Source organism: Geodermatophilus africanus (genome assembly GCF_900107105.1).
Classification (GTDB): Bacteria; Actinomycetota; Actinomycetes; order Mycobacteriales; family Geodermatophilaceae; genus Geodermatophilus; species Geodermatophilus africanus.
On sequence record NZ_FNOT01000007.1, the window covers coordinates 179651 to 199137 of the forward strand.

The 19487-nt window shown below is 74.5% G+C and carries 21 protein-coding genes; 14 read left to right on the forward strand and 7 right to left on the reverse strand.

Translation table 11 applies throughout. The features are described from left to right. Positions 1-18: 18 nt before the first annotated feature. From purB to BLW63_RS14820, 8 genes are all read left to right on the forward strand, one after another. Positions 19-1326, forward strand: a complete 1308-nt coding sequence (purB, locus tag BLW63_RS14785) for an adenylosuccinate lyase (protein ID WP_091157810.1) — start codon at positions 19-21, stop codon at positions 1324-1326. Beyond that, positions 1323-2186, forward strand: coding sequence for a phosphoribosylaminoimidazolesuccinocarboxamide synthase (locus BLW63_RS14790; RefSeq protein WP_091157813.1), 864 nt, complete (start codon positions 1323-1325; stop codon positions 2184-2186). The genes purB and BLW63_RS14790 overlap by 4 nt, the downstream gene beginning before the upstream one ends. A gap of 1 nt (position 2187) precedes the next feature. Then, on the forward strand, positions 2188-2952 hold the full coding sequence (locus tag BLW63_RS14795; protein WP_091157816.1) for an alpha/beta fold hydrolase: 765 nt from the start codon (positions 2188-2190) through the stop codon (positions 2950-2952). Between the two features lie 234 nt (positions 2953-3186). Next, entirely contained in the window at positions 3187-3966 is a 780-nt protein-coding gene (locus BLW63_RS14800) for an endonuclease domain-containing protein (protein WP_170856787.1), read from the forward strand. Between the two features lie 129 nt (positions 3967-4095). Further along, complete coding sequence (gene purS / locus BLW63_RS14805; protein ID WP_091157820.1) at positions 4096-4335, forward strand: phosphoribosylformylglycinamidine synthase subunit PurS; 240 nt, start codon at positions 4096-4098, stop codon at positions 4333-4335. Positions 4336-4346: 11 nt separating this feature from the next. Further along, positions 4347-5018 (forward strand): phosphoribosylformylglycinamidine synthase subunit PurQ, encoded by a 672-nt coding sequence (gene purQ / locus BLW63_RS14810; RefSeq protein WP_170856788.1) that lies wholly within the window; start codon positions 4347-4349, stop codon positions 5016-5018. Further along, the gene (gene purL, locus BLW63_RS14815; RefSeq protein ID WP_091157823.1) at positions 5015-7348 is read left to right on the forward strand and encodes a phosphoribosylformylglycinamidine synthase subunit PurL; all 2334 of its coding nucleotides are present in this window, start codon (positions 5015-5017) and stop codon (positions 7346-7348) included. Before purQ ends, purL begins: the two co-directional genes overlap by 4 nt. Then, the gene (locus tag BLW63_RS14820) at positions 7348-7770 is read left to right on the forward strand and encodes a sterol carrier family protein (protein ID WP_091157826.1); all 423 of its coding nucleotides are present in this window, start codon (positions 7348-7350) and stop codon (positions 7768-7770) included. Before purL ends, BLW63_RS14820 begins: the two co-directional genes overlap by 1 nt. A 122-nt stretch (positions 7771-7892) precedes the next feature. Here the strand turns inward: BLW63_RS14820 and BLW63_RS26875 are convergent, their stop codons facing one another. After that, on the reverse strand, positions 7893-8036 hold the full coding sequence (locus BLW63_RS26875) for an MFS transporter small subunit (protein ID WP_170856789.1): 144 nt from the start codon (positions 8034-8036) through the stop codon (positions 7893-7895). Next, positions 8033-9451 (reverse strand): OFA family MFS transporter, encoded by a 1419-nt coding sequence (locus BLW63_RS14825; protein ID WP_211517121.1) that lies wholly within the window; start codon positions 9449-9451, stop codon positions 8033-8035. Before BLW63_RS14825 ends, BLW63_RS26875 begins: the two co-directional genes overlap by 4 nt. A 218-nt stretch (positions 9452-9669) precedes the next feature. Between BLW63_RS14825 and BLW63_RS14830 the strand changes: the two genes are divergently transcribed. The 4 genes from BLW63_RS14830 to purM all read left to right on the forward strand — a co-directional run bounded on the left by BLW63_RS14830 (position 9670) and on the right by purM (position 14091). Continuing rightward, entirely contained in the window at positions 9670-10761 is a 1092-nt protein-coding gene (locus BLW63_RS14830) for an S-(hydroxymethyl)mycothiol dehydrogenase (RefSeq protein WP_091157831.1), read from the forward strand. After that, complete coding sequence (locus BLW63_RS14835; protein ID WP_091157833.1) at positions 10758-11366, forward strand: MBL fold metallo-hydrolase; 609 nt, start codon at positions 10758-10760, stop codon at positions 11364-11366. Before BLW63_RS14830 ends, BLW63_RS14835 begins: the two co-directional genes overlap by 4 nt. 125 nt (positions 11367-11491) lie before the next feature. After that, a complete protein-coding gene (purF, locus tag BLW63_RS14840) occupies positions 11492-13030 on the forward strand; it encodes an amidophosphoribosyltransferase (RefSeq protein ID WP_091157835.1) in 1539 nt (512 codons plus the stop codon). Next, the gene (gene purM, locus BLW63_RS14845) at positions 13027-14091 is read left to right on the forward strand and encodes a phosphoribosylformylglycinamidine cyclo-ligase (RefSeq protein ID WP_091157837.1); all 1065 of its coding nucleotides are present in this window, start codon (positions 13027-13029) and stop codon (positions 14089-14091) included. The genes purF and purM overlap by 4 nt, the downstream gene beginning before the upstream one ends. 89 nt (positions 14092-14180) lie before the next feature. Here purM and BLW63_RS14850 read toward each other — a convergent pair whose 3' ends face one another. Both BLW63_RS14850 and BLW63_RS14855 read right to left on the reverse strand, forming a co-directional pair. Next, positions 14181-14405 (reverse strand): DUF3073 domain-containing protein, encoded by a 225-nt coding sequence (locus tag BLW63_RS14850; protein WP_091157840.1) that lies wholly within the window; start codon positions 14403-14405, stop codon positions 14181-14183. 165 nt (positions 14406-14570) lie between these two features. Further along, on the reverse strand, positions 14571-15635 hold the full coding sequence (locus tag BLW63_RS14855; protein ID WP_091157843.1) for a Glu/Leu/Phe/Val family dehydrogenase: 1065 nt from the start codon (positions 15633-15635) through the stop codon (positions 14571-14573). 282 nt (positions 15636-15917) lie between these two features. On the opposite strand from BLW63_RS14855, the gene BLW63_RS14860 reads away from it, so the two are divergent. Next, positions 15918-17285, forward strand: coding sequence for a M23 family metallopeptidase (locus BLW63_RS14860; RefSeq protein WP_091157846.1), 1368 nt, complete (start codon positions 15918-15920; stop codon positions 17283-17285). Positions 17286-17360: 75 nt separating this feature from the next. On the opposite strand, the gene BLW63_RS14865 is transcribed toward BLW63_RS14860, so the two are convergent. The 3 genes from BLW63_RS14865 to BLW63_RS26880 form a co-directional block, all read right to left on the reverse strand. Then, positions 17361-17561 carry a hypothetical protein gene (locus BLW63_RS14865; protein WP_091157850.1) on the reverse strand — a complete coding sequence of 67 codons (201 nt, stop codon included), beginning with the start codon at positions 17559-17561 and terminating at the stop codon, positions 17361-17363. Next, a complete protein-coding gene (locus tag BLW63_RS14870; RefSeq protein ID WP_139263550.1) occupies positions 17552-17743 on the reverse strand; it encodes a hypothetical protein in 192 nt (63 codons plus the stop codon). Before BLW63_RS14870 ends, BLW63_RS14865 begins: the two co-directional genes overlap by 10 nt. A gap of 263 nt (positions 17744-18006) precedes the next feature. Continuing rightward, positions 18007-18522, reverse strand: a complete 516-nt coding sequence (locus BLW63_RS26880) for a hypothetical protein (RefSeq protein ID WP_091157854.1) — start codon at positions 18520-18522, stop codon at positions 18007-18009. Between the two features lie 59 nt (positions 18523-18581). On the opposite strand from BLW63_RS26880, the gene BLW63_RS14880 reads away from it, so the two are divergent. Next, positions 18582-19448, forward strand: coding sequence for an MBL fold metallo-hydrolase (locus BLW63_RS14880; protein WP_091158006.1), 867 nt, complete (start codon positions 18582-18584; stop codon positions 19446-19448). The last annotated feature ends 39 nt before the right edge of the window (positions 19449-19487 follow it).

Genomic DNA, 19487 nt, shown 5'->3' on the forward strand with positions numbered 1-19487 from the left:
CGATGGGCGGGCCGACACGTGATCGAGCGGTACACCCTGCCCGAGATGGGCCGGGTCTGGAGCGACCAGCACAAGTACGAGTTGTGGTGCCGGGTCGAGACGCTGGTCCTCGAGGCGCACGCCGCAGCCGGGCGGGTGCCCGCCGACGTGGTGCAGCCGGTGCGCGACGCGCCGCCGCCCACGCCGGAGCGGGTCGCCGAGATCGAGGAGACGACGCAGCACGACGTCATCGCCTTCCTCACCGCGTGGGCCGACAACACCGAGCCCCGGTCGGCCGCCGCCTACGTGCACCACGGCATGACGTCGTCCGACCTGCTCGACACCGCGCTCGCGGTCCAGCTCACCGAGGCCACCGACCTGCTGCTGGCCCGGCTCGACCGGCTGGTGGCGGCGCTGCGAGACCACGCGCTGGCCCACCGCGACACGATCAAGGTCGGCCGCACCCACGGCGTGCACGCCGAGCCCGACGTCTGGGGCCACCGGGTCGCCGACATCGCCTTCGCCGCCGCCCGGTCGCGGGACCGGCTGCGCGCGGCACGCGAGCGCGTGGGCGTGGTCGCCATCTCCGGGGCCGTCGGCACGTACTCGCTGATCGACCCGTCGGTCGAGGTGGCCGTCGCCGAGGCGCTCGGGCTGTGCCCCGCGGACGCCTCCACCCAGGTGGTGCTGCGCGACTCGGTCAGCGAATGGGTCGCCTGCCTGGCCATCGTCGCGACGGTCTGCGAGACGGTGGCGCTCGAGGTGCGGCACGGCCAGCGCACCGAGGTGCGGGAGCTGTCGGAGGCGTTCGGCTCGGGCCAGAAGGGCTCGAGCGCGATGCCGCACAAGAAGAACCCGATCCGCTCCGAGCGCATCGCCGGCCTGGCGCGCGTGGTGCGCGCCGCCGTCGTCCCGGTGATGGAGGGCATCCCGCTCTGGCACGAGCGCGACATCTCGCACTCCTCCACCGAGCGGGTGTTCCTGCCCGACGCCGCGACCACCACCGACTATCTGCTGCACCTCACCGCCGGGCTCGTGGAGAACCTCGTGGTGGACGCCGACCGGATGCGCGCCAACCTGGAGTCGACCGGCGGGCTGATCTACACCTCCTCGGTGCTGCTGGAGCTGGTCGAGGGCGGCGCCTCGCGGGAGGACGCCTACGCGCTGGTGCAGTCCGCGGCGATGGAGACCTGGAACTCCGGGACGCCGTTCCGCGAGACGCTGCGGACCCGGGCGTCGACCGCCGACGTGAAGCTGGACGAGGCCCGCCTGGACGAGATCTGCCGGCCGGAGCGGTACGTGGCCAACCTGGGGCCGCTGTTCGACCGGCTGGCCGCGCTGTCGTGACGCTGGCCCTCCCGCTCGTCGCGCGGGGCAAGGTCCGCGAGGTCTACGACGCCGGCTCCGACCGCCTGCTGCTCGTCGCCTCGGACCGGATCTCGGCCTACGACCACGTGCTGCCCACGCCGATCCCCGACAAGGGGCGGGTGCTGACCCAGCTGTCGGTGTGGTGGTTCGACCAGCTGGCGCCGGTGCTGTCCTCGTTCGGGGCCACCCACCACCTGCTCTCGGCGTCCGACGTGCCGGCGGAGGTCGCCGGTCGGGCGATGCTGGTGCGCCGGCTGGAGATGCTGCCGGTCGAGTGCGTCGCCCGGGGCTACCTGTCGGGGTCCGGCACCGTGGAGTACCAGCGCACCGGGTCCATCCGCGACGTCCCGCTGCCGGCCGGCCTGGTCGAGGGCTCGCGGCTGCCCGAGCCGGTGTTCACGCCGTCCACCAAGGCCGAGCAGGGCGAGCACGACGAGGCGATCGACTTCGCCGCCGTCGTCGCCGCGGTCGGGTCCGAACGGGCGGAGGCGCTGCGCGAGCTGACGCTGGCGCTGTACCGGCGCGGTGCGGAGATCGCGCTCGACGCCGGCATCGTGCTGGCCGACACCAAGGTCGAGTTCGGGCTCGGTCCGGACGGCGGGCTGGTGCTCGGTGACGAGGTGCTCACGCCGGACTCCTCGCGCTTCTGGCCGGCCACGCTGTGGTCGCCGGGCGGCGTGCAGCCCTCGTTCGACAAGCAGTACGTCCGCGACTGGCTCACGTCGTCCGGGTGGGACCGCGTCTCCCCGCCGCCGGAGCTGCCCGCCGACGTGGTCGAGGCCACCCGCGAGCGCTACGTGACCGCCTACGAGCGGCTGACCGGCACCGCGTTCCGCTGACGTGGCCGTCACCCGCACCGGCATCGCGTACCGCTCCGGCGGGTCGGGGGACCACCTGCTCCTGCTGCTGCACGGGCTGGGCGCGACCGGCGCCGTGTGGGACCGGCTGCTGCCGCTGGTCGAGGACTCCTGGCCGGGCCCCTGGGCGGTTCCCGACCTGCGCGGGCACGGCCGCTCGCTCGCCGAGCCGCCCTACGGCTACGCGGTGCACGCCGCCGACATGGCGTCGCTCGTGGCGTCGAGCGGCGCCGCCCGGGTGACGGTGCTGGGGCACTCGTTCGGTGGTGTCGTCGGTGCGGTGCTCGGCGGCGGCTGGTTCGGCGTGGCGGTCGACCGGGTCGTCGCCGTCGGCGTCAAGATCGGCTGGACGGGCGACGAGGTCGCCCGCGCCCGGTCGCTGGCGGAACGCCCGCCGCAGGTGTTCCCGACCGTCGCCGAGGCCGCCGACCGGCACCTGCGGCTGGCGGGGCTCACCGGGCTCGTGGACCCGTCCTCCGAGGTGGCGCTCGCCGGCGTCCGCGAGGTGTCCCCGGGGTGGGCGCCGGCGCTCGATTCGCGGGCGTTCGGCGCCGTCGGCCCGCCGGTCGAGGAGGTGCTGCGCCGCTCGGCCGCGCCGCTGAGGCTGGCGGCAGGGCAGGCCGACCCGATGGTCGGCCTGGCCGCGATGCGGCGGGTGGACCCCTCCGCGGTGCTGCTCGAGGGTGCGGGCCACAACGCCCACTGGGAGGCCCCTGGGGCGGTGTGGTCCCTGCTCGACGCTCCCTGAGCCCGACCCCGCGCCCACGGCGAGATCTGCACAGTGGTTGCCATCAGGACCCTGATGGGTGCGACTGTGCGGATCTCGCGAGCGGGCTGTGGACAGCGGAAGCGAGGCAGCCGGCAGTTCGGCCAGGGTGCCCCGGTGCCCGCTCGCCCTACCCGTTCTCACCTGACCGGCCCAGCGACTCGAGCGACCGCGCGGGCGGCCGGTGTCACGGCCTCCCAGCTGCGCCACCGTGACGTGCTGCGCCTGTCCCGCGACACCTACCTGCCGCATGCCGTGGCCGGTGTCCTCGGCGCCAGGGTCGAGGCCGTCCTGCTCACCGCGCCGGATCGAGCGGTCATCAGCCACATGACGGCTGCCGGCCTGTGGGGTGTGGCGATACCGCTGCAACGGGACGATCCGCGGGTCCACCTCACCGTCGCCACGGGGTCGTCCGTCCGCGGGCGCTGCGACCGGGTCGTCCACCGCACGCCACTGACCGACCCCGACGTGACCACTCGGGACGGGGTTCCTGTGACCACACCGGAACGGACGTGGCGGGACCTGGCCGGGGTGCTCTCACCAGCAGCGCTCCTCGCGGTCACCGACCAGATGCTCGACGGACGCTGCGCACAGGCCGACCTCGCGCGCCAGTCGGCCCGCTGGCCCACCGGCCGCGGTTGCGCACGTGCCCGCGAGGTGCTCCCCGTGGGAGATCCCCGCGCCGAGTCGCCGATGGAGTCCGTGCTGCGCTGGATCCTCCACGAGGCCGGCCTCCCCGCGCCGGAGTTGCAGTACGTCGTCCGGGACGACGCGGGCGAGCTCCTCGGCCGAGCCGATCTGGCCTGGCTGCATCAGAAGGTGCTCGTCGAGCTCGACGGCGACGTCCACCGCCAGCGCGATGTGTTCGTCAACGACCTGCGCAGGCAAAACCGCCTCGTTGCGGCGGGGTGGACGGTGCTGCGGTTCACCTCCGCCGACGTCCTGGGACGGGCGCACGAGGTCGTCGCCCAGATCCGCCGTGCCCTCGGTCGATGAGATCTGCACAGTGGTCGCCATCAGGACCGTGAAGGCCGCCACTGTGCAGATCTCGCGCGGGGTGGGGCAGGCGCCGGCGTCACCCGCGCGGCGGGAGGTGGTCCGCACCACCCCGGTACCCTCGTCGGCGTGCCTCGGGTGGTCGTCGACGTCGTGCTGAAGCCGGAGATCTCCGACCCCCAGGGTCAGGCGGTGCTGGGAGCGCTGGGCCGACTCGGCCACGACGGCGTCCGCAGCGTCCGGCAGGGCAAGCACTTCGTCCTCGAGGTCGAGGGCACCCCCGACCGGGCCGAGCTGCAGCAGATCGCCGAGACGCTGCTGGCCAACCCGGTCATCGAGGACGTCGAGCTCCACCTCCCGACCGACTGAGGAGCCCCTCCGTGCGCATCGGTGTCATCACCTTCCCGGGCTCCCTGGACGACGTCGACGCCGCCCGCGCGGTCCGGCTGGCCGAGGCCGAGCCCGTCGCGCTCTGGCACGCCGACCACGACCTGAAGGACGTCGACGCCGTCGTCCTGCCCGGTGGCTTCTCCTACGGCGACTACCTGCGGGCCGGCGCGATCGCCGCCCGCGCGCCCCTGGTGCAGGACGTCGTCGACCGCGCCCGCCAGGGCATGCCCGTCCTCGGCATCTGCAACGGCTTCCAGGTGCTCTGCGAGGCCGGCCTGCTGCCCGGCGCGCTGACCCGCAACGGGCACCTGCACTTCCGCAACCGCGACCAGGCGCTGCGCATCGAGCGCGCGGACACCGCGTGGACCCAGGACTACGAGCCCGGCCAGCGGATCGTCGTCCCGGTGAAGAACGGCGAGGGCCGCTACGTCGCCGCCCCGGCCGACCTCGACCGGATCCAGGGCGAGGGCCGGGTCGCCGTCCGCTACGTCGAGGGCAACCCCAACGGCTCGATGCGCGACATCGCCGGGGTGACCAGCGAGGACGGCCGCGTCGTCGGCCTCATGCCGCACCCCGAGCACGCCGTCGAGGACCTCACCGGACCGAGCACCGACGGCCTCGGGTTCTTCACCTCCGTCCTGAAGGCGGTCGTCAGCGCATGACGCAGGGACTCAGCGACCTCGGCACCGGGCCCGGCCCGCTGCAGCACCAGCTCGACACCGTCGAGCTCGCCGCCCGGACGCCGGACGTCGAGCAGCCCTACGGCGAGCTGGGGCTCAAGTCCGACGAGTACGCCCGCATCACCGACATCCTCGGCCGTCGCCCGACGACCGCCGAGCTCGCGATGTACAGCGTCATGTGGAGCGAGCACTGCTCCTACAAGAGCTCGAAGGTGCACCTGCGCACCTTCGGCGACCTGCCGCGTAGCGAGGCGCTGCTGGTGGGCATCGGCGAGAACGCCGGCGTGGTCGACGTCGGCGACGGCTACGCGGTCACCTTCAAGGTCGAGTCGCACAACCACCCCAGCTACGTCGAGCCCTACCAGGGCGCGGCCACGGGGGTCGGCGGCATCGTCCGCGACATCCTCACCATGGGCGCCCGCCCGGTCGCCGTCATGGACTCGCTGCGCTTCGGCCGCGCCGACGCCCCCGACACCGCGCGCGTGCTGCCCGGTGTCGTCGCCGGCGTCGGCGGCTACGGCAACTGCCTGGGGCTGCCCAACATCGGCGGCGAGCTGCTCTTCGACGAGTGCTACGCCGGCAACCCGCTGGTCAACGCGCTGTGCGTCGGCGTCATGAAGCACGAGGACGTGCGGCTGGCCAAGGCCGAGGGCGTCGGCAACAAGGTGATCCTGTTCGGGGCGCGCACCGGCGGTGACGGCATCGGCGGCGTGAGCGTGCTGGCGAGCGAGACCTTCGACGCCGAGGGCCCGGCCAAGCGCCCGAGCGTGCAGGTCGGCGACCCGTTCACCGAGAAGCTGCTCATTGAGGCCTGCCTGGAAATCTTCGCCGCCGACCTCGTCACCGGCATCCAGGACCTCGGCGGCGCCGGCCTGTCCTGCGCGACGAGCGAGCTGGCCAGCGCCGGCACCGGCGGCATGCACGTCGACCTGGACGCCGTCCCGCTGCGCGACAGCACCCTGACGCCCGCCGAGATCCTGATGAGCGAGTCGCAGGAGCGGATGTGCGCGATCGTCGAGCCGGGCAAGGTCGACGCCTTCCTCGCCGTCTGCCGGAAGTGGGACGTGCTCGCGACCGTCATCGGTGAGGTCACCGACGGCGACCGACTGACCGTCGACTGGCACGGCGAGCGCATCGTCGACGTCCCGCCGCGGACGGTCGCGCACGAGGGCCCGGTCTACGAGCGGCCGGTGCAGCGCCCGGCCGACCTCGACGACCTGCAGGCCGACGACCCGGCCGCCCTGCCCCGCCCGACGACGCCGGAGGAGCTGGCCGCGCACTGGCTGGCCGTCGTCGCCAGCCCCGACGGCGCGGACAAGACCTGGGTCACCGAGCAGTACGACCGCTACGTCCGCGGCAACACCGTGCTCGCCCAGCCCGACGACGCGGGCGTGGTCCGCATCGACGAGGAGACCCACCGCGGCATCGCGCTGGCCCTCGACGGCAACGGCCGCTATGCCCGCCTGGACCCGTACGCCGGCGCGCAGCTGAACCTCGCCGAGGCCTACCGGAACGTGGCGGTGAGCGGCGCCCGCCCGCTGGCGGTCACCAACTGCCTGAACTTCGGCTCCCCGGAGGAGCCCGAGGTGATGTGGCAGTTCGCCGAGGCCGTGCGCGGCCTGGCCGACGCCTGCCGCGAGCTGGGCCTGCCGGTCACCGGCGGCAACGTGAGCCTGTACAACCAGACCGGCGACGTGCCGATCAACCCGACGCCGGTCATCGGCGTGCTGGGCGTGCACGAGGACGTCCGCACCCGCGTGCCCGCCGGCTGGCGGACGGCGGGGGAGAGCGTGCTGCTGCTCGGCGTCACCCGGCCGGAGTTCGGCGGCTCCGCGTGGGCGTCGGTCGTGCACGGCCACCTCGGCGGCCGCCCGCCGGCGGTCGACCTCGAGGCCGAGCGGTCGCTCGGCGAGCTGCTGGCCGCACTCGGCCGCGGGGGCCTCATCACCTCCGCGCACGACCTCGCCGACGGCGGCCTCGCGCAGGCGCTGGCCGAGTCCGCGCTGCGGTACGGCACCGGCGCCGCGCTGCGGCTCGGAGGCGATCCGTTCACCGCGCTGTTCAGCGAGTCGGCCGCGCGCGTCGTCGTCACCACGACCGACGCGGAGGCCGTGCGCGCCACGGCCGAGTGGGCCGGCGTCCTGGTCACCGAGCTGGGGACGACGGGCGGCGACGTGCTCGCCGTCGACGGTGTCGCGGAGCTGCCGCTGGCCGAGCTGCGGGCCGCCTGGAGCGCGACGCTGCCGGCCCTGTTCGGCACGCCGGAGGCCACCGTGGGCAGCGTCCCGGCAGGGACGGTCCCGACCAGCTGATGCCCGCCCAGGCCCCCATCCCGGCCGAGGAGCTCCGGGCCGCCGTCGACCCGGTGCGGGCCTGGCTGGCGGGGGAGGCGGAGCAGCCACCGAGGTCCGTGCTCGGCGCCGCGGTGAGGACGACGGCCCGCTGGCTGGCGCAGCAGGTGCCCGGGCGCTCGGTCGAGCTGCGGGTGCCCCCGCACGTCGCCGTCCAGCTGGTGCCCGGGCCGCGGCACACCCGCGGGACGCCGCCCAACGTCGTGGAGACCGACGCCGCCACCTGGCTGCGGCTGGCGACCGGTGAGCTCGCCTGGGAGCAGGCGGTCGCCGAGGGGAGGGTCAGCGCGAGCGGCAACCGCGCCGACCTGTCTGAACACCTTCCGCTCCGCCCTCTGTCGCCCTCCGGGCGACACCGCGGCCAGGAGCCGTCCCCCAGTTGAGCTGAGCCCACCCAGCCCCTCCTCGGGGAGGCCTCCGGCCCCCCGCTCGTCGGGACTCCACCCACAACGCAGCGCCCCCGCCCGGAGGTCCGGGCGGGGGCGCTGTCGGGGTGGTGCGGGGCTCAGCCGCCGAAGAGGGCGCTGGCGGCCTTCACCGTGTTGTACAGCCCGTAGGCGAGCGGGACGCCCACCAGGGTCCAGGCGAAGGCGATCAGGGCCGCCGGGGTGTGCGTGGGCTGCCGGTCGTCGGTGGCGGGGTGGCTCATCGGACGGGGCTCCGTTCCGGGTTGGCGCGGGCGGTGGCGGGGGTGGTGGCCTTCGGCTCCCAGAACTTCTCCGACACCGGCTTGATCAGCAGGTTGGCGATGAAGCCGACCGCCAGGAGGCCGACCATGATGAACAGCGCCGGGCGGTAGTTCGCCGCGACCAGCTGACCGGGGGTGCCCTGGGTGTCCAGGACGCCGTTGACGATCAGCGGCCCGGCCACACCGGCGGCCGCCCATGCGGTCAGCAGCCGGCCGTGAATGGCGCCCACCTGGTAGGTGCCGAAGAGGTCGCGCAGGTAGGCCGGGACCGTGGCGAAGCCACCACCGTAGAAGCTGATGATGATGGCGGCGGTCAGCACGAAGATCCAGGACGCCGTGCTGCCGAAGAGGGCCAGGATGACGTACAGGAGCATGCCGACGCCCAGGTAGACCATGTAGATCGGCTTGCGGCCGATGAAGTCCGACGTCGAGGACCACACGAACCGGCCGCCCATGTTGAACAGCGACAGCACGCCGACGAAGCCGGCGGCCGTGGCGGCGGCGACCGTGGAGGTCTCACCGGTGCGGAAGAAGTCCTGGATCATCGGCGAGGCCTGCTCGAGGATGCCGATGCCCGCGGTCACGTTGCAGAACAGCACCGTCCACAGCAGCCAGAACTGCGGGGTCTTGATGGCGTTGTTGGCCGACACGTTCTCGGTGGTGACCAGGGCCTTCTTCTTCACCGACGCCGGGTCGAAGCCCGTGGGCCGCCAGTCGTTGGCCGGCACCCGCACGATGAAGGCGCCGAACATCATGAAGACCAGGTAGAGCGCGGCCAGCGTGAAGAACAGGGCCGCGACGGCCTCGCCGTTGGGCACCGAGGTGCTGTCGCTGGGGACGTAGGCGGGGTCGTAGTAGCTCATGAGCTGGCGGGACAGTGGCGCTGCGATCAGCGCGCCGCCACCAAAGCCCATGATCGCCATGCCGGTGGCCAGGCCGGGCCGGTCGGGGAACCATTTGATCAGGGTGGAGACCGGCGAGATGTAGCCGATGCCCAGGCCGATGCCGCCGATGACGCCGTAGCCCAGGTACACCAGCCACAGCTGGCGCATCTCGATGCCCACGCCGCCGACCAGGAAGCCGGTGACCCAGAGGACGCAGGACGTGAACATCGCCGCCCGGGGGCCGTTGCGGTCCACCCAGGTGCCGAACAGGGCGGCGGAGAGGCCGAGCATCACGATGGCGATCGAGAAGATGATCCCGATCGCGGTCAGCGTCGACTCGAAGTGTGAGACGAGGGACGCCTTGTAGACGCTGGTCGCGTACGCCTGGCCGATGCACAGGTGCACGGCGAGTGCAGCCGGCGGGATCAACCAGCGGTTGAAGCCGGGACGGGCCACGATGCGTTCGCGGGCCAGGAAACTCGGTACTGCCACGGGACCTCCGGAGGACATCGGTCGGGGGATCCCCCGCCGGAATGGGTCTGTGCCAGACGTCACGGACCCGCGGGAACGCTACGTTCCCGCTGTACGTACCGCGAAACCGGATGGGCGATTCATGACCGTTCGCAACCCGATCGTTGTCAACCGGCCGTCCGGACCGTACGTGCGGGACGCCGGGTCGCGGTCGCACCTGCCGGAATAGGCTCCCGACCATGGCCTACGAGGTGAAGGGCGTCGTCGCCCGCAGCAAGGGAGCCCCCGTCACGGTCGAGACGATCGTCGTGCCCGACCCCGGTCCCGGGGAGGCGGTGGTCGACGTGCAGGCCTGCGGGGTGTGCGCCACCGACCTGCACTACCGCGAGGGCAACATCACCGACACCTACCCCTTCCTGCTCGGCCACGAGGCCGCCGGGGTGGTCTCCGCCGTCGGCGCGGGCGTCACCGACGTCGCCGTCGGCGACTACGTCATCCTCAACTGGCGGGCGGTCTGCGGGCAGTGCCGCGCCTGCCGCAAGGGCGAGCCGCAGTACTGCTTCGCCACGCACAACGCCGCCCAGCAGATGACGCTCACCGACGGCACCGCGCTGTCGGCGGCGCTGGGCATCGGCGCGTTCGCCGAGAAGACCCTGGTGCACTCCGGGCAGTGCACCAAGGTCGACCCCGCCGCCCCGGCCACCGCCGCCGGGCTGCTGGGCTGCGGGGTGATGGCCGGCGTCGGCGCGGCGCTCAACACCGGCGGCGTGCGCCGCGGGGAGTCGGTGGCGGTGTTCGGCTGCGGCGGCGTCGGCGACGCCGCGATCGCCGGCGCCAAGCTCGCCGGGGCCACCACGATCGTCGCCGTCGACGTCGAGGACCGGAAGCTGGCGTGGGCCAAGCGGTTCGGCGCCACCCACACCGTCAACTCCCGGGAAACCGACGCGGTGGCCGCGGTCCAGGCCGCCACCGGCGGGTTCGGCGCGGACGTGACCATCGACGCGGTCGGCCACCCGGCGGTGTTCGAGCAGGCCTTCCACGCCCGCGACCTGGCCGGCCGGGTGGTGCTGGTCGGCGTGCCCGCGCCGGACATGACCATCACCCTGCCGCTGCTGGAGGTGTTCGGCCGGGGAGGAGCGATCACGTCCTCCTGGTACGGCGACTGCCTGCCCTCCCGGGACTTCCCGATGCTGGTCGACCTCTACCGGCAGGGCCGCTTCCCGCTGGAGGACTTCGTCACCGAGACCATCGGGATCGACGACGTCGACGCCGCCTTCGACAAGATGCGCGCCGGCGAGGTCCTGCGCTCGGTCGTGGTGTTCCAGAAGTGACCGCCCGCATCGACAAGACCGTGGTCTCGGGCGTGTTCAGCCTCGACGGGCAGGACTTCGACGTCGACAACAACGTGTGGCTGGTCGGCGACGACGACGAGGTGCTCGTCATCGACGCCCCGCACGACGCCGCCCCCATCCTCGACGCGATCGGCGGCCGCCGGGTCACCGCGATCGTGCTCACCCACGGGCACAACGACCACATCACCGCCGCCGTGGCGCTGCGCGAGGCCACCGGCGCACCGATCTGGTTCCACCCCGCCGACCGGATGCTGTGGGACGTCGTCCACCCCGACACCGCCCCGGACTCCGACCTGGCCGAGGGCACCCGCTTCACCGTCGCCGGCACCACGCTGACCGCGCTGCACACCCCCGGCCACTCCCCGGGCAGCACCTGCCTGCACGCCCCCGACCTGGCCACGGTGTTCACCGGCGACACCCTGTTCCACGGCGGCCCCGGCGCCACCGGCCGGTCCTACAGCCACAAGCCGACGATCCTGAACTCGATCCGGTCCCGACTGCTCAGCCTGCACGGCGACACCGTCGTCAGGACCGGTCACGGCGACGACACGACCATCAGCGCGGAGATGTCGAACGTGAGGTGAGGGAAGGACCCACCCCTCGGAGCAGGACCCCGTCCCTGGAGGGGGCCGCGGTTCCGGCCGGGCGGGGTGGCCAGCGCCACCCCGCCCGGCCGGAACCCGTCGGCCGACGCCGGTACCCTCGACGAGTGCCTCGCGGTGACGGACGGCTGACGCACGACCTCGATCCCCATTCCCCTGGACCCCAGGACGCCTGTGGCGTCTTCGGCGTCTGGGCGCCGGGGGAGGAGGTCGCCAAGCTGACCTACTTCGGTCTCTACGCCCTGCAGCACCGCGGCCAGGAGGCGGCGGGCATAGCCGTCTCCGATGGCGCCTCGGTCGTCGTCTACAAGGACCTGGGCCTGGTCAGCCAGGTCTTCGACGAGGCCACCCTGGGCAGCCTGCGTGGCCACCTCGCCGTCGGCCACACCCGCTACTCCACGACCGGCGCCTCCACGTGGGAGAACGCCCAGCCGACCTTCCGGACGACGGACGCCGGCACCGGGCTGGCGCTGTGTCACAACGGCAACCTGGTGAACACCGCGGAGCTGGCCTCCCGGGCCGCCGACGCCGGTGTGCCCGGCGCCTTCACCTCCACCACCGACTCCGACCTGGTGACCGCCCTGATCGCGGCCCGGCCGGACCTCTCGGTCGAGGCCGCCGCGATGGAGGTGCTGCCGCAGCTGCGCGGCGCCTTCAGCTTCACCTTCATGGACGAGAACACCCTCTACGCCGCCCGCGACCCGCAGGGCGTGCGGCCGCTGGTGCTCGGCCGGCTGGAGCGCGGCTGGGTGGTCGCCAGCGAGACGGCGGCCCTCGACATCGTGGGCGCCTCCGTCGTCCGCGAGGTCGAACCCGGTGAGCTGATCGCCGTCGACGAGAACGGGCTGCGCAGCCAGCACTTCGCGCACAGCGAGCCCAAGGGCTGCGTCTTCGAGTACGTCTACCTCGCCCGGCCCGACACGACGATCGGCGGCCGCGGCGTGCACGCGGCGCGCGTGGAGATCGGCCGCCGGCTGGCGAAGGAGCACCCGGCCGACGCCGACCTGGTCATCCCCGTGCCGGAGTCGGGCACCCCGGCCGCAGTCGGGTACGCCGAGGCCAGCGGCATCCCGTACGGCCTGGGCCTGGTCAAGAACTCCTACGTGGGCCGCACCTTCATCCAGCCCAGCCAGACCATCCGGCAGCTGGGCATCCGGCTCAAGCTCAACCCGCTGCGCGACGTCATCCGCGGCAAGCGGCTGGTCGTCGTCGACGACTCGATCGTGCGCGGCAACACCCAGCGGGCGCTGATCCGCATGCTGCGCGAGGCCGGCGCGATCGAGGTGCACGTGCGGATCTCCTCGCCGCCGGTGAAGTGGCCGTGCTTCTACGGCATCGACTTCGCCAGCCGCGCCGAGCTGATCGCCAACGGCCTCGACATCGACGGCGTACGGGCCTCGATCAACGCCGACTCGCTGGGCTACGTCTCCGAGCAGGGCCTGATCGCCGCCACGGAGCAGCCGGTCAACCGGCTGTGCACCGCCTGCTTCACCGGCGAGTACCCCATCCCGCTCGCGGAGAGCGAGCTGCTCGGCAAGCACCTGCTCGAGGGCATCGAGCGGCGCGCCGTCACCGGCTGGACCGGCCGGCAGGCCGGCAGCGCCGCCGTGTCCGGCGGCGCGGACGACGCGCTGACCCGCCCGTGAGCGAGGGCGGCCAGCAGTTCACCTACGCCGCCTCCGGCGTCGACATCGACGCCGGCGAGCGGGCCGTCACCCTCATGCGGACGGCGGTCGAGAAGACCAACCGCCCGGAGGTCGTCGGCGGCCTCGGCGGCTTCGCCGGGCTGTTCGCGCTCGACACCGCGAAGTACCGCAGGCCCCTCCTGGCCTCCTCCACCGACGGCGTCGGCACCAAGATCGCCCTGGCCCGCCGGCTGGACCGGCACGACACCGTCGGCATCGACCTGGTCGCGATGGTCGTCGACGACCTGGTCGCCTGCGGCGCCGAGCCGCTGTTCCTGCAGGACTACGTCGCCTGCGGACGGGTCGTCCCCGAGCGGATCGCCGCGATCGTCACCGGCATCGCGACCGGCTGCACGCTGGCCGGCGCCGCGCTGGTCGGCGGGGAGACCGCCGAGCACGGCGACCTCATGGCGCCCGACGACTACGACCTGGCCGCGACCGCGGTCGGCGTCGTGGAGGCCGACGCGGTGCTGGGCCCCGAGCGGGTCCGGGACGGCGACGCGGTGGTCGCGATGGCGTCGTCCGGCTTCCACTCCAACGGCTACTCGCTGGTGCGCCGGGTGGTCGCCGCCGCGGGGCTCGACCTGACCGCCACGCCGGCCGGGCTGGACCGCCCGCTGGGCGAGGTGCTGCTCGAGCCGACCCGCATCTACGCGCTGGACTGCCTGGCGCTGGTGACGCGCTTCGGAGTCGAGGGCGTGCACGCCTACGCGCACATCACCGGCGGCGGGCTGGCCGGCAACACCGCCCGCGTCGTCCCCGACGGGCTGGCGGCGGTGCTGGACCGCGGCACCTGGGCGCTGCCGGCCGCCGTCTCGTTGCTGGAGGAGCACGGCGTGCCGCGCGGGGAGTCCGAGCGGGCGTTCAACTGCGGCGTCGGCATGGTCGCCGCGGTCGCACCGGAGGTTGCCGACGACGTGGTCGGCACCCTGGTCGAGCGTGGCGTGCCGGCCTGGGTCGCCGGCACCGTGGGCCCGCGCACCGCCGGGGACGCGGCGCACCTGGTCGGCAGCTACCGCTGAACTGCTGACGCCCTACGCGGAGCCGCGGCGGCCCCGGTGCAGGGGCCCGCCGCGAGCGCGCGAGTGGTGGGGGACAGCGGGGTCCTCTCTCAACGACTGGCGGCCCAGTCGTCGTCCGTGTCGTCGTCCGCCCAGCGGTCGGTGTACTCGTCGTCCTCGTCGTCGTCGGCGCTCGCCCGGGACGGGGCGGTGTACGACGACGTCGGTGAACCGGCCAGCTCGCGCTGCAGCGCGGAGAGGTCGGTGTTCGGTGAGCTGTACTTGAGCTCACGGGCCACGCGTGTCTGCTTGGCCTTCGCTCGGCCGCGCCCCATCGGCTCGACCCCCTCGTTACGGAGTACGGGAGCCCAGCTCCGGGCTGGACGGCCCGCGTGGCGACCCCGACTGAGTGTCTCTGTCTCGACCGAGCTTACGACACGGATCGGTGAGCGGCACGGGTCTCCCCCCGCTGTCGCCCGACCGGGGGCTCGGCCCCGTCTTCAGCGCGGCAGCCGGATGGTGGCCAGCCGGCCGACCGACGCCATCCGCTCCTCGGCCAGCCGGTCGGCGGCCACGGCGGGGGAGACGCCGTCGGCGTCGGCGGCCCGGAACACCCGGAGCGCGACGTCGAAGATCCCGGCGGCGCGGGCTTCCGCGCGATCGAAGGAGAACCCGTGCCGCTCGTCCTCGACCTGGATCACCCCGCCGGCGTTCACCAGGTAGTCGGGGGCGTAGAGGACGCCGCGACGCATGAGCTCGGCGGCGATCCCGTCGTGGGCGAGTTGGTTGTTGGCGCCGCCGCAGACGATCTCGGCCTCGAGCACCGCGACCGTCTCGTCGTCCAGCGCCCGGCCGAGCGCGCAGGGGGCGTAGACGTCGGTCGGCGTCCGGACCAGGGTCGCGGTGTCGGCGACGGCGTCCACGGCGGGGTGGCGGGCGAGCACCCGCTCGACCGCGCCGGCGTCGACGTCGGTGACCACGACGTCGGCGCCGTCCTCGACCAGCCGGTCGACCAGCCAGCTGCCGACCTTGCCGACGCCGGCGACCCCGACGGTGCGCCCGGCCAGCGACGGCTTGCCCCAGCGGTGCTGGGCGGCCGCCCGCATCCCCTGGAAGACGCCGTAGGCGGTGAGCACCGAGGAGTCCCCGCAGCCGCCGTACGCGAGCGACCGGCCGTGCGCGAAGCGGGTCTCCCGGGCGACGACGTCGAGGTCGGCGTTGTACGTGCCGACGTCGCAGGCGGTCAGGTAGCGGCCGCCCAGGGACTCGACGAACCGGCCGTAGGCGCGCAGCAGCGCCTCGGTCTTGTCGGTGTGCGGGTCACCGATGATGACGGCCTTGCCCCCGCCGAGGTCCAGGCCGGCGAGGCTGTTCTTGTAGGACATCGCCCGCGAGAGGGCGAGGGCGTCGGCCACCGCCTCGTCCTCGCCGGCGTAGGGGTGGAAGCGGGTCCCGCCGAGCGCCGGCCCCAGCGCGGTGGAGTGGATCGCGATCACCGCCCGCAGCCCGGAAGCGGGGTCGGAGCAGAAGACGACTTGTTCGTGACCGGAGCCGAGTACGTCCACGAGGGGAGCCTAGGACGGCGCTGCGCGCCCGACCGGGTGCCCGGCGCGACCGGCCGGAGGGGGTCCCCCGGCCGGTGTGGCCGGCGCCGCACCCCGTGCATGAGAAAGGATCCGGCGAGCCCTCAAGGTCACCCGTCCGGGTGACGAGAACAGATGTGACAGGAGTGGGGCGAGTGCCCCGCGTGCACGGAGTTGCCGCCGTGCCGCGTGGGAACTTCCGAGCCCGGTGTGGCGGTGTCACGCTTCGCCGACCCCTACGCACCCCGATCCCCTGGGAGCGACATGCTGCACAGCCGTCCTCGCCGGCGCACGTCCGGGACCGCCGCGGCCCCGGCGCACCGCTCGCGCGCCGGCATCGGGCGCAGCCTGCTGGCCGGCGTCGTGGCCGGCACGGTGGTGCTGACCGGGGCCGCGCCCGCCGCTGCCGCCCCCTCGCCGCCGCCGCCCAACCCCACCGACGAGCAGATCGGTCAGGCGCAGACGGCGCAGGAGGCCGCCGCCGCCGAGGTCGGCCGGATCGCCGCGCTCGTCGCCCAGGCCGAGTCCGAGCTCGAGGGCTACGCCGTCCAGGCCGAGGCGGCCGGCGCCGCCTACCTGGCCGCCGAGGAGGCGCTCCTGCAGGCGCAGGCCGAGGCGGAGCGGACGGCGGCGGAGCTGCAGGCCGCCACCGAGGCCGTGGACGCGTCGCTCGCCCGCATCGCCGGCTTCTCCCGCGACAGCTACATGAACGGCACCACCCTCTCCACCGCCGCGGTCCTGCTGGACGCGGAGGGCCCGGCGGAGCTGGTGCAGCGGGCCGCGATGCTGGACTACGTCTCGGAGAACCAGCTCGACGTCCTCGGCGAGCTCGAGGTCGCCCAGGTCAAGCAGGCCAACGCCGACTCCGCGGCCCGCGCCGCCCGCGACCGGACCGCCGAGGCCGAGGCCGCCGCGGCCGACGCGAAGGCCACCGCCGACCGGCAGCTGGCCGCCCAGCGCAACGCCTACGAGCAGGTCGCCGCCCAGAAGGCCGCCTACGACCAGCAGCTCCAGGCCGCCGAGGTCGAGCTGCTGCGCCTGCAGGGCGCCCGCGACGCCTTCCAGGCCTGGCAGCAGCAGAAGGCCGCCGAGGAGGCCGCCGCCGCCGCGGCCGCCCGCCGCGCCGAGGAGGAGGCCGCCGCCGCGGCCGCCGCGGCCCGCGCCGCCGCGCGCAGCCAGAGCTCCGCGTCCAGCAGCAGCAGCGCCGCCGCCAGCTCGGGCGGTGCCGGCCCCTACGTCAAGCCGACCTCCGGCCGCACGTCGAGCTGCTACGGCATGCGCTGGGGCGTCCTGCACGGCGGCGTCGACATCGCCGCGCCCATCGGCACGCCGATCTACGCCGCCCACTCCGGCGTCGTCGCGCGGGCCGGGACCGCCACCGGCTTCGGCTACGCCGTCTACATCCGCGGCGACGACGGCGCGGTCACCGTGTACGGCCACGTCAACGAGTACTTCGTCCGCGCCGGCGAGCGGGTCGTCGCCGGTGAGCCGATCGCCGAGGTCGGCAACCGCGGCCAGTCCACCGGCCCGCACCTGCACTTCGAGGTGCACCCGGGCGGGGCCATGTACGGGGGCCAGGCGGACCCGGTGCCGTGGCTGCGCGCCCGCGGCGTGTCCATCAGCGGCTGCTGAACGGAGGCCCCGACCGCACCGACGGCGGCCCGTCACCCCCTCCCGGGGTGGCGGGCCGCCGTCGTTCCGGGCCCCTCAGGGGCGCGAAGCCAGCGCGAGCAGCGCCGTGACGACGGCGCAGCCGAGGGGCACCCCGCCGACGAGCCCCAGGTCGCCGGCGCCGGCCGGTCCACCCGCCGCGACGAGGGCGGCGGTCAGCCCGCCCACCGCCGCGACGGCACTGGCCGCGAGCGAGGACCGGCGCGTGTTCGGGGCGCCCCGCCGCGTCAGGGCCATGGCGACGAGACCGAGGACGGCGACGCCCAGCAGCAGGCCCCCCGGGCGGTGCGCTCCTCCGGGTGGTCGGAGACGGCGAACAGCAGGTACCCGAGCAGGCCGGTCAGGGCGGCCGAGGCCAGCCAGCCCCAGGGCAGCGCGGTGCGGGCCCAGCCCGCCGGTGTTGTAGTCGTCGCGGACATGGCGGCCATCCTCTCCGTCGTCACCCCGGGGGTCGGGCCGCCATGATGGCGGGGGACCGCCGGGCCGTCACCGGTCCGCGCGACGGCCGGCCGGTCGGGCACCTGCACCGGCCCCCTGCAGGCCCCGCCGCCGGCCCGTCCCGGCCGCCTCCCGGGTCCCACCGCGAGCTCGCGAGTGGTGGGGAGGAGGTGGTCCTTCCGCCGAGCCTGCGAGGGACGAGGAGGACGGGGACCTTGCACGGTGGGGGCCGGGGGCCCCTTCCTCAGCCGGTCGGGGACGCCGAGGTCAGGCCGCAGTTGGCGACGACGTAGTCGGACAGCGCCGTCTGCGCCTTCCCCAGTCCCTGGCCGATCTCGGCCTCGGCCGCGGTGTAGGCCTGCTGACCCTCCGGGGTGCCGAGGTCGAGGGTGGCGGCCGTCTCGGAGAGCCGGCGCAGCCCGTCGACGAGGGCGCCCCAGTCGCCGGAGATCTCGGGTGGGGCCTCCACCTGCTCCAGCCGGGTGACCACCTCCGGCAGTCGGCCGGCGACCTCCTCGGGACCGGTCGCGCTCAGCGTGCCCTCCAGCTCGGTGAAGGCGCTGGTGATCTGCCCGCAGAACTCCTGGGCGGCCGGGTCGGGCGTCGCCGTCCCGCTCGCGGGGGCGGACGGCGAGGTCGCCGGGGCGGAGGTGCTCGACGCGGCGGCCGGCTCGTCGTCCCCCGACCCGCCGCAGGCGGTGAGCAGGACGACGGCGGCGCCGGCGAGGGCGCAGCGGAGCAGCGGGGCGGGGGAGCGCATGCCCCCGACGGTATCGGCCGACCGCGCCGCGGCTCCCCGCCGCGGCTACCGTGCCCGGCGTGAGGATCCCGGTCGACCCCCGCACCACCTGGGAGCTCCCGGCCCCCGGGGCGATGCCGCGGACGGCGGACCTCGAGCCGCTGGTCACCCGGGTGCTCGCGCCCAACCCGTCGCCGATGACGCTGGACGGCACCAACACCTACCTGGTGGGTGCCCCGGGCAGCGGGCAGGTCGTGCTGGTCGACCCGGGGCCCGACGACCCGGCGCACCTGGCGGCGGTCGAGGCGGCGCTGGCCGCGCGGGACGCCCGCTGCGTCGCCGTCCTCGTCACCCACCACCACGGCGACCACGCGGAGGCGGCGCTGCCGTGGGGGGCGCGGTTCGACGCGCCGGTGGCGGCCGCCGACGCCCGCGTCGCCGGACCCGAGGGCCGGGTGCTGGCGCCGGGGGAGCGGCTGGCGCTGGCCGGGACGGCGCTCGACGTCGTCCCCACGCCCGGGCACACCGCCGACCACCTGGCCTTCCGGCTGGAGTCCGGCGCGGTCCTCGTCGGCGACCACGTGCTGGGCCGCGGCACCTCGGTGGTGACCCACCCGGAGGGCGACGTGCTGGCCTACCTCGCCTCCCTGCGCCGGGTGCACGACCTCGGCCCCAGCGCGCTCTACTGCGGGCACGGGCCCGAGCTGACCGAGGACCCGGGCGCGGTGCTGGACTTCTACCGGGCCCACCGGGCGTTCCGGGAGAGCCAGCTGCTCGCGGCCATGGTGCGCGGGGCCGGGACCGTGGACGAACTGGTGGCCGACGTGTACGCCGGGGTGCCGCGGGAGGTGTGGCCGGCGGCGGCCCAGTCGACCCGGGCGACGCTGGCCAAGCTGGCGGCCGACGGGCACGTGGTCATGGACGGCGACCGGGTGCGACTGCCGTGAGCGTGCCCGTCGTCCGGGCCGAGGACAGCGGGGCCGACC